The 12,676-nt window shown below is 62.7% G+C and carries 14 protein-coding genes; 9 read left to right on the top strand and 5 right to left on the bottom strand.

The window, feature by feature from the left end; genetic code table 11:
* Window positions 1-7 precede the first annotated feature (7 nt).
* Together QTH90_RS29480 and QTH90_RS29475 are read right to left on the bottom strand one after the other, a co-directional pair.
* Window positions 8-772, bottom strand: a complete 765-nt coding sequence (locus tag QTH90_RS29480; RefSeq protein WP_286668126.1) for a helix-turn-helix transcriptional regulator — start codon at window positions 770-772, stop codon at window positions 8-10.
* Window positions 773-847: 75 nt separating this feature from the next.
* Window positions 848-1,243 carry a VOC family protein gene (locus tag QTH90_RS29475; protein WP_286668125.1) on the bottom strand — a complete coding sequence of 132 codons (396 nt, stop codon included), beginning with the start codon at window positions 1,241-1,243 and terminating at the stop codon, window positions 848-850.
* A gap of 266 nt (window positions 1,244-1,509) precedes the next feature.
* Between QTH90_RS29475 and QTH90_RS29470 the strand changes: the two genes are divergently transcribed.
* Entirely contained in the window at window positions 1,510-1,725 is a 216-nt protein-coding gene (locus QTH90_RS29470) for a DUF2061 domain-containing protein (RefSeq protein WP_286668124.1), read from the top strand.
* Between the two features lie 67 nt (window positions 1,726-1,792).
* Here QTH90_RS29470 and QTH90_RS29465 read toward each other — a convergent pair whose 3' ends face one another.
* A complete protein-coding gene (locus QTH90_RS29465; RefSeq protein ID WP_286668153.1) occupies window positions 1,793-2,326 on the bottom strand; it encodes an ABC transporter substrate binding protein in 534 nt (177 codons plus the stop codon).
* A gap of 92 nt (window positions 2,327-2,418) precedes the next feature.
* Between QTH90_RS29465 and QTH90_RS29460 the strand changes: the two genes are divergently transcribed.
* From QTH90_RS29460 to QTH90_RS29445, 4 genes are all read left to right on the top strand, one after another.
* Complete coding sequence (locus QTH90_RS29460) at window positions 2,419-2,952, top strand: phosphatase PAP2 family protein (protein ID WP_286668123.1); 534 nt, start codon at window positions 2,419-2,421, stop codon at window positions 2,950-2,952.
* 129 nt (window positions 2,953-3,081) lie between these two features.
* Window positions 3,082-5,505, top strand: coding sequence for a DNA polymerase II (locus QTH90_RS29455; RefSeq protein WP_444814779.1), 2,424 nt, complete (start codon window positions 3,082-3,084; stop codon window positions 5,503-5,505).
* A 99-nt stretch (window positions 5,506-5,604) separates the two neighbouring features.
* Window positions 5,605-6,450 (top strand): PA4780 family RIO1-like protein kinase, encoded by an 846-nt coding sequence (locus QTH90_RS29450; RefSeq protein WP_286668121.1) that lies wholly within the window; start codon window positions 5,605-5,607, stop codon window positions 6,448-6,450.
* A 202-nt stretch (window positions 6,451-6,652) separates the two neighbouring features.
* On the top strand, window positions 6,653-7,015 hold the full coding sequence (locus tag QTH90_RS29445) for a hypothetical protein (protein WP_286668120.1): 363 nt from the start codon (window positions 6,653-6,655) through the stop codon (window positions 7,013-7,015).
* Between the two features lie 86 nt (window positions 7,016-7,101).
* Here the strand turns inward: QTH90_RS29445 and QTH90_RS29440 are convergent, their stop codons facing one another.
* Window positions 7,102-7,818, bottom strand: coding sequence for a hypothetical protein (locus tag QTH90_RS29440; RefSeq protein WP_286668119.1), 717 nt, complete (start codon window positions 7,816-7,818; stop codon window positions 7,102-7,104).
* Window positions 7,819-8,070: 252 nt separating this feature from the next.
* Between QTH90_RS29440 and QTH90_RS29435 the strand changes: the two genes are divergently transcribed.
* The 3 genes from QTH90_RS29435 (at window position 8,071) to QTH90_RS29425 (ending at window position 10,526) form a co-directional block, all read left to right on the top strand.
* Entirely contained in the window at window positions 8,071-9,303 is a 1,233-nt protein-coding gene (locus tag QTH90_RS29435; protein ID WP_286668118.1) for an alpha/beta fold hydrolase, read from the top strand.
* Between the two features lie 376 nt (window positions 9,304-9,679).
* Window positions 9,680-9,976 (top strand): hypothetical protein, encoded by a 297-nt coding sequence (locus QTH90_RS29430; protein WP_286668117.1) that lies wholly within the window; start codon window positions 9,680-9,682, stop codon window positions 9,974-9,976.
* 148 nt (window positions 9,977-10,124) lie between these two features.
* Entirely contained in the window at window positions 10,125-10,526 is a 402-nt protein-coding gene (locus QTH90_RS29425; protein WP_286668116.1) for a hypothetical protein, read from the top strand.
* Window positions 10,527-10,717: 191 nt separating this feature from the next.
* Here QTH90_RS29425 and QTH90_RS29420 read toward each other — a convergent pair whose 3' ends face one another.
* Entirely contained in the window at window positions 10,718-11,104 is a 387-nt protein-coding gene (locus tag QTH90_RS29420) for a MerR family transcriptional regulator (protein WP_286668115.1), read from the bottom strand.
* A gap of 77 nt (window positions 11,105-11,181) precedes the next feature.
* On the opposite strand from QTH90_RS29420, the gene lipP1 reads away from it, so the two are divergent.
* Window positions 11,182-12,120: a LipP1 family hormone-sensitive lipase gene (gene lipP1, locus QTH90_RS29415; protein ID WP_286668114.1), complete on the top strand. Its 939-nt coding sequence runs from the start codon at window positions 11,182-11,184 to the stop codon at window positions 12,118-12,120.
* Window positions 12,121-12,676: the final 556 nt, after the last annotated feature.

Here is a 12,676-nt window from a genome sequence, read left to right as displayed (position 1 = left end):
AAGTTCTTCAGGTGCCGCTTCTGCGGTGCCCACGAATTGCCGTGGGGGCAAAGCCGAACCGTTCGCGAAATCTGATGGCGAACCGAGAGGCGGATTCGTAGCCGACATCCAAGGCAATGCGCGCAACGGCACGGTCGGTTGACTGAAGCAGCGTCATCGCGAGAGACATGCGGACGTCGGCCAGGAGGTCTACGAAGCTCGTTCCCTCTGCACTGAGTCGTCGTCGCAGCGTCGCTTCGCTCATAGCGAGCCGGGCGGTGACATTCGAGATCGTCCAGGCCTCGGACGGCGCTCCGGCGAACAAGCCTCGCAGCTTTGCTGACGTGCTCAGGGCCCGCGGAACCGAAAGCTTCACGCCGGCGAGAGATAGCCACACGAGGACCTCCGTGAGCCGATGCAAGGCGACTGGTTCCGGAACGTCTGAAGGGCAGCAAACGGCCGAGATGGCGCGTTCGGTCGCAGCGAGGAATTCGCTGCTGGGCTGCTTGAGCACCACGGCCCCTGTCATTGCGCGCCCTGCCGCAGGAAATGCCTCCTCGAAACGTTGAACGACTGCCTTGTCCCATACGAGCCAGCGCGCTTCGAACAGACCAGCGCTCGATAAGTGGTTCGACACGTCGAGGGACTGACCGCCGGCGATGGCAATGGCGTCTCCGCCTTGAATGGTCCACTGCCGGCTTCCCGACTGAAGCGATTTCGTACCGTGCTTCAAGAGGATGAGTGCAGGGCTATCGACCACGACATTGCTGAATCTGAGCGCGCTGCGCTGCACTACGTTCGCAGTCAGTCCGACGCCGGGACGTACGTCGAGGGACCTTGTCACGCCGCGCATCGTCAACCCGAAACGCTACGACGGCACTCGATGGATGGCGCAGAGCTTGTTGCCATCGGGGTCGCGCACATAGGCGAGGTAGTAGGAACCGCTCGAGTCCTTGCGCAGACCCGGCGGGTTCTCGATGGAGGAGCCTCCATGTGCCACTGCCGCGTCGTGGAACGCATGCACGCGTTCGGGCGAGTCGCACTTGAAAGCGAGGGTGCCTCCATTTGCATACGTTGCTGGCCCGTCGTCGATAGGCTGGCTGACGCCGAGGGTGCCGCCGTTGTGGCGATAGAAAAGCCGAACGTGGCCCGAGGCTGCCGTACTCCGGACAGGATCACCAGCGCCGAGTACCCCAAGTACCGCGTCATAGAACTGCCGCGAACGTTCGAGGTCGTTGCTTCCGACCATGACGTGATTGAACATCGCTTCTCCTTGCTAGGTTCGACCGTGAGGTCAGAGCGAGTTTAGGCGCTGTATCAATCGCAGATTCAGCAAGAAACGCTCAATTTCAGCGCTGAAACGCTCAACGTGACTGAGGCGCCTGGAATCTTCCTCCTTTTCGTACCGTTCCCTCGCCCGACAGTTGGCGAGTGGCGTCCGGGCTCGCGCCATTGCGGCCTATCGGATCGATAGCGAATTAGATGCGAATGCTTCGCATTTAGAAATTACAATGCAGTCAAGGAGTTGCCATGAACCGCCATCTCAAGAAAACCATCAGCTTTGCCGCCCTGCACTTCAGCGTTGCCTTCGGAGTGACGTATCTGTTGACCGGTGACTGGCGCGTGTCAGGTGCGGTGGCGCTCATCGAGCCATGCGTGAACACCGTGGCGTTTTACTTCCACGAGCTCTTCTGGGCGACGCGCAAGGAGCGGCAAGAGCCTGGGCTCGCTCCGCTTACCGCGTGATCGGCACCCTCGCGGTCGTCTTCGCCCGCCATTGAGGAGGTTCCCGGCAAAGGTCCGCTGGGGCCGCTCAGTCCACCACGGCGTCGACCCGCCGGAGCAGGGAAATCCCGAGATCGTTCGCCGACTTGCGATTGATCACCAGCTCGAAAAGTGTCGTCTGCTCTATCGGAAGATCTCCAGCTTTCGCCCCGCAGAATGCGCGCAATATGGAGTCGAAGACCAGCTCGAGATCATCGACCCTGCGGAATTCGAACGGAACGAGTGTCACCCCAAGCACGCGGGCCGCGTCGCGCAACTCTCGCCAATCGGCCTTGAATTCGGAGTACCCCGGGTTCCACAGAACCGCGATCCGCTTCTCCGACGGGACCGCCTGAAGCAAAAGCTCAAGACGCTTCGTTGCCAGTTGAGGCGTCAGCGTCGACATGCCCGTGATGCTGCCGCCGGGATTCTTGAAGCTTCTGATGATGCCCTGTTCGACCAGATCGTCGTTGCAGGTTGGCACCGCGATTGGAATCGTCTGCGTGGCGCCATGAACCGACCTTTGCGACGGTCCGCTTTGCGGAAGGCTGCCGCAGTTCGGCTTGGTGAAGCTCCATCTCAGTTCAGGTTCCGTTCATCTTCGCGACCTACGTTGACGCCATGCTGGTGCAAATTCGATCTCGCTCTGGCGAGGGCCCAACGGTCTTCACCTGCATGCATGCATGCCTCGCGGCGCTCGTCTTCCTGTTGTGCCTGCTTGTCGGCGCCCATGAGGTCCGCGCTGACTCGCAACGGCAGGCCGGCGACTTCCTGGCGACGGCCATGCCCCTCGCGACGCTCGGCACGGAGTTGTTTCGGGGCGATCGGGAGGGCGCCTGGCAATTCACCATGACATTTGCCGCAAGCATCGCAACCACCGAAGTGCTCCAGCGGACGACCCACGTCGAGCGGCCCGACCGATCGAACGATCATTCGTTTCCGTCGGGCCATGCGGCGCGCGCCTTCTCCTCGGCCGCCTATGTGCGCCAGCGCCACGGGTTCGACGTGGCGTGGCCGATGTACATCGCGGCGCTGTACGTCGGGTACACCCGTGTGGAGGCCGATCGGCACAGCTGGACCGATGTCGCCGGCGCGGCCTTGGTGTCGGAGCTGGCTGCCTGGTGGCTCGTGGAGCCTGAGTCCAAGGTCGTCGTCATGCCGATGGTCGGCCGCCGCTACGTCGGCGTCCACCTTGCTGCACGCTGGTGAAAGGCCGGTTCCTCGCGATTCATTCGGCACAGGTCTTCGACTGTCCCTTCGCTCGCCTCGATCGTGGTGCTCGGGAAACCCGATTCGATAGCGGACCTCGGAGCGGAATGCGACTGCAACCGGGCGAAAATGGCTTGTGCCCAAGCCCCGCGTCCCTCGCCTTCCGTTGGTTTAGCTCTCGTGGTCCCCACCGAAATCAAAGGCTTCATCCTCACTCGTCGATGGCGTGATGTCGCGGCCGGCACCGAAATCGAGTACTGGGTGGCCACAGATGCGGGGCCAAGGAAAGTTGTCCTGACTTCCCAGACCTCGGTCGCATTCGTTGAAACACGGCACAGGTCATCGGTCGAAGCGCATCTGGCCGCCATGCCAGGGTTGGAGCTGCGTGAGCTCGAGCTGAGGACCTTTCACCAGGAACCTGTCGTCGGCGTCTACGCGAGGCATTTCCGCCAACTGGGTCAACTGGCACGCGCCCTCCGGCCCCACGACATTCCTTTGCTAGAAGCCGACGTACGTCCTCATGACCGCTTCCTGATGGAGCGGTTCATTACCGCCGGCGTGCTGTTGGAAGGTGGGACTGAGGACGGTGCCACCATCTTCGACTGCAAGCTCAAGCCTGCACCCGACTACCGGCCGGTGCTGAAGGTCGTGTCGCTGGACATCGAGACGAGCCAGGACGAAGAGCTGTATTCCATCGCGCTGGACGGGATGACAGACCGCGTCGTTTTCATGCTGGGCGAGCCGCCACCAGAGCCCGACGAGTCCTTGAACTTCTCGCTCATCTATTGCCCAACCCGGCGGGCCATGCTGGAGAAGCTCAACGACTGGTTCGAAAGGAACGATCCGGACGTCATCATCGGTTGGAGCGTCATTCAGTTCGACCTGCGCGTTCTGCAGAAGGGTGCCGACGCGTGCGGGGCGCAGCTCCATCTGGGCCGTGAGCGGCGGCCCATCGATTGGCGAACTCACCCGGGAAAGCAGGGCTACCTGTTCGCCGCCGTCCCAGGCCGGGTAGTCATCGACGGCATCGAAGCACTCAAAGCCGCGTCGAAGAGCTTTCCTTCCTTCAGCCTGGAGGCCGTCTCACAGGAACTGCTGGGCGAGGGCAAGGCCATCGGCGACGAATACGACAAGATGGCCGAGATTGAGCGACGGTACCAGGAGGACAAGCCCGCACTGGCGCTCTACAACATTCGTGACTGCGAACTGGTCCTGCGCATCTTCGACAAGACGAGGCTGCTGCAGTTCATGATGGAACGTGCCCACACCACGGGACTTCAGGTGGACCACTTCGGTGGCTCCATTGCCGCGTTCAGCCACCACTATCTGCCGCGGATGCATCGCCTGGGCTACGTCGCGCCGAGCGTGGGCGAGGTCCAGAGCAAGGCGTTCCCCGGTGGGTATGTGATGGACTCGAAGCCAGGGTTCTATGACTCAGTCGTAGTCCTGGACTACAAGAGTCTCTACCCCTCGATTATTCGAACGTTTCTGGTCGACCCAGTCGGCTTCGTGGAAGCCGCTAACGCGCGCGACTCGACAACGCTCGTCAAGGGACCCCAAGGAACGTTGTTCTCGCGCGAGAAACATTGCCTGCCTGAAATCGTGACCACCCTTTGGCGGGCCCGGGACGAGGCCAAGCTCGCCAAGAACGAGGCGCTATCCCAGGCCCTCAAGCTGCTCATGAACTCCTTCGCCGGCGTGCTGGGTGCGGCCGACTGCCGCTTCTTCAATCCCCAGGTCGTCTCCGCCATCACGTTGCGGGGGCACGAGATGATGAAGCTCACGCGCACGTTTGTGGAGAAGCGGGGTTACGAGGCCATCTATGGCGACACCGACTCCATCTTCATCTGGCTCAAGCGCACCCGGACCAACGAGGAAGCACACGCCATCGCGGCCAACCTGGTGAGCGACATCAACGACTGGTGGACGCGTACCCTGCGCGAGGAGCACGGCCTGGCGAACTTCCTTGAAATCGAGTTCGACACCCACTACAAGAAGTTCTTCATGCCGACCATTCGCGGGTCGGACGTGGGCAGCAAGAAGCGTTACGCGGGCCTGAGCGTGGATGCTGCGGGCAAGGAAGAGATGGTCTACCGCGGCTTGGAGATGGCCCGTAGCGACTGGACCCTGTTGGCGCGCCAGTTCCAGGAAGGGCTGCTCTCACGCATTTTCCACGGCGACCCTTTCAAGGAGTTCGTGACCGACTATGCGCGGTCGACGTTGGCTGGGCAGAAGGATGACCTTCTCATCTACCGGAAGCGGCTGCGCCATCGTCTCGATGCCTACCAGGTCAATGTGCCGCCGCAGGTCCGTGCCGCGCGTATTGCCGACGAGTACAACGGTCGGGTCAACCGACCTCTGCAGTACCAGAAAGGCGGGTGGATTCAATACGTCATGACGCAGAACGGTCCGGAGCCGCTGGAGACGCGGCATTCGCGCATCGACTACGACCACTATCTGACCAAGCAGCTCCAGCCGATTGCCGATGCCATCCTCCAGCCCATGGGGGAGAATTTCATGGCGCTGACGAGCTCACAGCAAGGTCTTTTCTGACCACCTTTTCCCAGACGAGCTTCGTCTTCTTGCGCTTGCCGCAGCAGTTGGCATCGGCCCTCCTTCGCGAGGCCAACGGCCCGACAGGCAGAATGGACCATGAAAGCACCCCCTCGCCTACAGGCACTCATCGACGAAGGACTCATCGACAGCGTGGTTCGCCAGCTCATGAGCGGCAAGGAAGCGATGGTCTACGTGGTGCGCTGCGGGGACGAGACACGCTGCGCCAAGATCTACAAGGAAGCCACCCAGCGCAGTTTCCGACAAGCCGTCGACTACACCGAAAACCGCAAAGTCAAGAACACGCGACTTCAGCGCGCGATGGCCAAAGGCACCAAGTTCGGCCGGCAGGCCACCGAAGCCGCCTGGCAAAGCGCCGAAGTCGACGCACTCTACCGTTTGGCCGCGGCCGGCGTGCGCGTGCCGGTGCCCCACAACTTCTGCGACGGCGTGCTGCTGATGGAACTGGTCACCGACGCGCAGGGCGATGCCGCACCGCGCCTCAACGACGTTGTGTTCACGCCAGAGGACGCGCGGCTGCACCATGCAGCACTATTGGTGGAAGTTGTTCGCATGCTGTGCGCGGGTGTGGTGCACGGCGACCTCTCTGAGTTCAACGTATTGCTCGCCACCGACGGCCCGGTGATCATTGACTTGCCGCAGGCGGTCGATGCCGCTGGCAACAACCACGCGCGGCGGATGCTGCTGCGCGATGTGGCCAACCTCGCGGACTTCTTCGGGCAGGTCGCGCCCGAGCTGCTTTCCACCAGCTACGGCGAGGAAATATGGAACCTCTACGAGCGTGGCGAACTGCACGCTGGCTCGACGCTGACGGGCAGCTTCGCGCGTCCGAGTGGGCCGGTGGACGTGGACGGCGTGCTGCGCGAGGTTGACGACGCGCGCGCCGAAGAGGCGGCCCGGCTTGTGCGTATGGCGACGCGTTGATGCAACTCAGCTGCGCCGGCAGGATCGCGGCGATGCGCGCCCTGAAGGTCTAGTCTGCGAATCGTTGGGGAGTGAGATTCCTTTTTCTGGACAAAGAGCGTGGTATGTCGCATTCGTCCACGATTTGTGGCGGAACTCCGCCGCCATCGAGGCAATTCGCCGCTCGTAGCCGGTAGGATCATCGCCTCTCCTCGAAGCCAGCATGACTACGCGCAACACCGAAACGATCCTCCGCACCTACGGCTTCTGGATCCTGTCCTCGCTGCGCGATGAGTGTCGCGAGTTCCTCGAAACAAACACGCTCAGGGAACTGATCGAGAGCCCAGGAAATCTTCGGTCGACGGCGCTGTTTCGCGATCAGGCGGACGGAACGGTCGAGGTGGTCATCCTGGCGTTGTGGGACTCGATGGAGAGCGTCAAGGCGTTCCTCGGCAAGCAGGACTTGCACAAGCCCAGGATCGATCCGACGGTCCACGCCAAGATTTTCGATCGTGAGCCCTATGTGCGGCAGTACTCGCTTTCCGACCCTGACGCGCTTGCGCTGATCCCACCAAGTTGGAGATAGGGATTACGGCTGCTTCGAGCGAGACGAAGCCTGCTGTGAGCCCTCCCCGGCCTCCGCCAGCCCCCATCGGTCCGGCGGCGATCTGCCTACGAACGCTTGGCATGGCCAAGCAAGCCCTTTGCGGCTTCTATCCGCAAAGCCATAGGCACCGATTCGTCGTTCATGACGCGTCTGAGGAAGCGCTCCGCGTCGGCGCGCCCGTGTTCGTGGGTGGGCACTTCGGGCAAGCCGGACAGCTTCAAGTCAGCTGGCACTTCCTCCAAGACGCCGAGCTGTCTAAGCGCGGCTTCGAAGGCAACTTGCTGGATGGGCTCGAGCGCGCGCAGAAGCGCTGCCTGGCCTTCGCCATTGGGGGCCAGGTCCAGCCACGGCGTATCGGCAAACACCGAAGCCAAGTCGGGGGCGACGAACGCCGACCAGCGATCCGGGCTGGTCTCCAAGGGCGGCGCGGACGGGAGTTGCGCCGCGTCGGCGATCAGACGTAAGTGGGTCGATCCTAAGTCCGGCAGATACCGTGCACGCAGGCCCTGCAGGAAAAGCTCGCCGGCACTCGGCAACGTCGGCGATGCAAGGGAGAACCACAACTGCACTGCGTCGACGCCTGAGACCGCGATGGCAGGGGGAGGAAGGCCGAGGTCCGATTGGACGCCGGTCCACACCGAGGAAAGCTGGGCCCACCCCGCGGGTGGCCTCAACTCGAACACCAACGCTCGAACGCCCTGGGCCGCCGCTGGGGCAGCGCCGTGCGAGGCGCTCGCACCCAGTCCGTACAGGCGATCGAGTTCGAACTGCAATGGGTTCATACCGAGATCCTAGTCGACCATGGGTGCGCGCCACGTGGTGCGCAGACGCGGTTGGGTTGGGCCATGAACTCAGCGGCTTCCGCACCCATTCTTTTCGTCAAGGACTTGTGCTTCGCCTATCCAGGCCAACCAGCTGCTCCTGTCCGGATGGAGCGCGTCCATCACGGCGGGGCTCACCCAGAGGAACGGCGGCTTTCGCTGCCGGGCCGCAGAGACGCTCGCTCCGGGGGCGTTCGGGTTCTAATGCGAGCCATGAATACGACCTATCGCATGCCCGGGGCAGTTTTGACCGAGCGCGAGCACTCGGTTCCCTTGGTTCACGGCGATCCGCTGCGTGGCACGATCAGCGTGTTCACGCGCGAGCTTGCTGCCCCAGACGGTCTTGATCGCCCCTACCTCGTGTTCCTGCAGGGCGGCCCAGGTTTCGAGGCCGCCCGCCCGACCAGCCCGCCCTCAGGGTGGATGGCGCGTGCCGTTGCGGACTTCCGGGTCCTGCTGCTTGACCAGCGGGGCACAGGGCGCTCCACGCCCGTCGGGCCAGTCATTCCTGGAGCAGCGTCTGCCGATCAGGCCGAGTACCTCACACATTTCCGCGCCGACTCGATCGTGCGCGACCTCGAACTGATCCGCGCTGAACTCGGCGTCGAGCGCTGGAGTCTCCTCGGTCAGAGCTTCGGGGGATTCACCTCGCTCACCTATCTGTCGCTGGCGCCCGAGGGCCTGCGGGAGGTACTGATCACCGGCGGCCTCGCGCCGATCACGAATCGGCCGGTCGACGAGGTCTACGCGGCGACATGGGCGCGCGTGCGCGAAGCGAACCAGCGCTATCACGCGCGATACCCAGGAGACCTCGATCGTTTGCGGACGATCCTGCGCCGGCTCGACGAGGAAGATGTCCGCTTGCCCAACGGCGACCGCCTCACATCGCGTCGGTTTCGGCAGACCGGAATGTCGCTCGGCGACAGCGCCGGGTTCGAACGGCTTCACCACCTGCTCGAGCTGCCCTTCGGCTCGGCCGCATTCCTGGTCGACGCGCAGATGGCGTCATCTTGGGAGCGCAATCCGATCTACGCGACGCTCCATGAGTCCTCGTACGCCGACGGGGGTGCCACTCGCTGGTCGGCACACCGGCTCGCGCCCGAGGAGGCGATGACCGGCGACCTCCTCGGCGCAGAGCACGTCTTCCCTTGGATGTGGGACGACTACGCGGGCTTACGCGCGCACCGCGAGGTGGCGCAGCTTCTGGCCCAGCATCCATGGCCGCGCCTGTACGACGCTGACCGCCTCGCCCGCAATGAGGTCCCAGTGGCAGCGACCGTGTACGTCGACGATGTCTACGTGGAGCGATCATTTGCCGAGGAGACGGCCCGTGGCGTTCGTGGACTGCGGGCCTGGGTTACCAACGAGTACGCCCACAACGGTCTGCGGGCTGATGGCGAGCGCATCGTGGGTCGCCTGCTCGACATGGTCCGCGGCCGGGCGTGAGCCGATGGACGTGGCCTTCGCGTACCCGGCAAAGGAATGTCTGCAGAGCGCTGGCTAGCGGTCTTCCGTGCTTGCCTTCCTGAAGGGCCGCTTTCGCTGCGGACCCGCCGGACAGCGGTTGGTGCTGACGGTCTGAATTGGGGCCAAAACCGAACCTCAAGGTGCGCAAGGGTCGACCACTGCTAGACTTCGGCGCATGCCACTTCGCACGTCGACTCCGGTGATTATTCGAATTCCCCGCTGACCGGGCACGTGCGCGTCGTCCCGGTCAGGCGGGTCGACGCTTCGGGCAACTTCTTCTCCCTCTTCGATCCACGCGCGCCCTCATCGCTAGCCTCAGCAGGGCTAGCCATCGCCGACGACCAGGATCGAAGTCATGAATTCTCCCAACCTCCCCCCCCGAACCGCGCCCACCCTCGAGCAGGTTTATCTCGTTGAGCGCGATGCTGGCTTGCTTTGCCGCATCCTCGGCCTCTATGCCGCGCGCGGCGTTGACGTACTCCACGTCGATTACGCCTACGCTGCGCAACAGTTTATGAGGCTGCAGGTGTCCGTGGCAGGCACCTTCGAAGAGACCGAGGAGGTTTTGCGAGTGCTCGTCGACAAGGCCTCAACATTCATCGGCGTGCTCGCTGCCGCCGACCAACCTGCGGCGGAGAGGCGGGCGGCGTAGAGTTGCACGACAATTTCGGTTGATGGTTGCCCGCGGCACTTGGGCTCGAACGAAGATTTCGTGAGAGCGCTACTTCCACAACCGGCCAAGACCGGTCTTCCCGTCGTCCGTCCAAACCAGGCCACGTCATGCGAAAGCCAAGGAAAGTATGAGCGAGTTGATTCATCTGCAGCCTGCCGTGAGTGTGCTGGCGGTCCCGTTTCAACCCGACTCAGCTTGTGAGGTCGTGTCCATCTCGTACGCGGCCGGCAGCCTGACGATAAAGGTAGAGGCATCAAAAGCTTCCACTGAGGTTGTGTTCCCCTCAGTCTGGGGATTCCGAGTCCTTGACGAACTCGACCTGACGGAGTTCTGGTCACAATGCTCACTGAAGACTGGTTGGCTGTTCGAGGTCACAGACGGCGGATGGAAGGCGCTCGAACTTCAACGTGCGCATTTCGTGAGCGGCCGCTTGTACGAAGACCTTCGAGAGTTCTTGGTCATCGGCGTGGATTACTGCGTCAGTGTTCTGAGCCAGGACGAACCTCGACTTCTGACAGCTTCGAGTTGAGCCCCTGGCTGTGGAGCCCATCTGGCTCAGCGAACGGCCGCTTTGAGGAAACACCGACTACCGCTTAGGGCCCGGTGCGGACTCCTCCAAGCCCACCGGGAACGGCAGGTCTCCCGCATCAAGCGGAGCTAGCCTCGATGTCGGCATTCGCTGCGCAGAGGACTGCGCGGACATCCGCCCCAAACCAATACTCACGGCTTCGGCTCATCGATAAAGGCCTTGAACTTGGGACACTCCACAAGCGGCTCGTGCCTGCAAATCGCCGCGTGGCGCAAGCTGTTTCGCATCCGGATGAGCTGTGCAATCTGTGCGTCAAGTTCTCTCGCGCGCTGCCCCATCTGCTTTCGAAGCTCGACATCACCAGGGGTCGCCACAAGGAAGCGGCCGATCTGCGCCAGTGTGAACCCAGCGGCTCGGGCGCAGTTGATCAGCGCCAATCGAGCGAGCACATCGGGCTCGTAGGTTCGGCGCAATCCATTGCGACCGCTTGATCGGATCAGCCGCCGCCGTTCGTAGTATCTGAGCGCCGACGCGGTGAGGCCCGAACTCCGAGCGACTTCTGCTATGTCCAAAAACATGGCCTTGACTTGAAGCGTGGTTCAAGTTGCATAGTCTAGTCGCTCATTCAACTCAAGCACAGCGAAGGACTTTGAAAATGGCACTCGACCCGCAAGTGGCTACGCATCTGCAGCGACTCGCAGCAACTGGCTTTGCCGGTATGCACACCCTCCAACCCGGGCAGGTCCGCGAAGGAATGCGCCGGATGGCGCAGGCACTCCCGCCCGGGAAGCCGGTTCGACAGATCGACAACCGCACCATCTCAACGGACGCTGGCGATCTCCAGGTTCGCATTTACCACCCCGACGTGCAAGGCGCGCGACCGGTCATGGTTTTCTTTCATGGGGGAGGCTTCGTATTGGGGGATCTCGATACTCACGACGGCTTGGCGCGCTCGCTCGCTCTTGCCACGGACTGCATCGTGGTGTCGGTGGACTACCCCCTATCCCCGGAGAACAAGTACCCTGCCGCGCGAAACGCTGCCTACGCGGCAACACAATGGGTGTCGCAGCATGCGTCCGAGCTCGGCGGTGACCCGTCACAACTGGTGGTGGCCGGCGATAGCGCGGGCGGCAACCTTGCCGCCGTCGTTGCCTTGATGGCCCGCAACTCGGGCGGGCCGGAAATCTGCTTTCAGTTGCTGATCTACCCCGATCTCGATTTCCGCCGTTCGAACGGCTCGATCCAGGCTTTCGCCGGCCAGTACGGCAATGTCAGTCGCGAAACTCAGGACTGGTTCATGGACCACTACCTGAACAGCGAGGAGGAGAAGCTAGAACCGCTGGTATCACCGCTGCTGGCCGAGGATCACGCTCATTTGCCTCCGGCACTTGTTGTCACGGCGGAGTATGACGCCCTGCGCGACGAAGGAGAGGCCTACGGACACAAACTGCAGCGCGCCGGCGTCGACACGGTCGTGATGCGGTGTGAAGGAATGATCCACGAGTTCCTAAGGTGGCCGTTCGATGCGAGCCATCGAGCGTTGCAGGAAACAGGACATGCCGTTCGTGACGTCCTTCGGCGCCGCGGGCGGTAGGAGTGCATGACGCCAAGTTGAACTTTGAATGACGACTGCTGCCCACTCGGATGTGATGAGCGGTCACCCGGGAGGGCCTTCACACAGGGGGTTTGTGCGCGTGTGAACCTGCACGTTTTTTGCGAGCGATCCGACGTCGCCAGAACAGCCGCAGTCGCTCGATCGGATAGTCCTGGAAGCAGCGCCGCGAGAGCGTGTTGAAGAGGCGCAGGAAAGCGCGCGCGTCGCGGTCGGGCGCTGCGGCTCGCGGCATGCGCGGCAAGCCAAGGGAGGGCTCTGGCGGCAAGGACGCACGAGTGGTCGGGGAAGTGATTCGGCTCATTCCTGCGAGCTTAGGAATAAGCGGCAGCGCAAATCCCACCCATTAACGGTAGGACTCCGCTGAGCCTCGTCGCACCCCCCTGCCCGCAAGGGGTAATCGCGACGCCAACGTCGAAGATCGCTTGCCTACGAGCATGGCGAGCAGAAAGACCGTAAAGGTGCAGCCAAACCGCCGCTGAGGCGCGAGGAAGGGGTCCACGAAATCTGCACCTTTGCTTGCGCAATCGCAAGGGGG

It is taken from the genome of Variovorax flavidus, assembly GCF_030317145.1.
Lineage (GTDB): Bacteria > Pseudomonadota > Gammaproteobacteria > Burkholderiales > Burkholderiaceae_C > Variovorax > Variovorax flavidus.
This window is presented reverse-complemented; position numbering and strand designations above follow the sequence as displayed.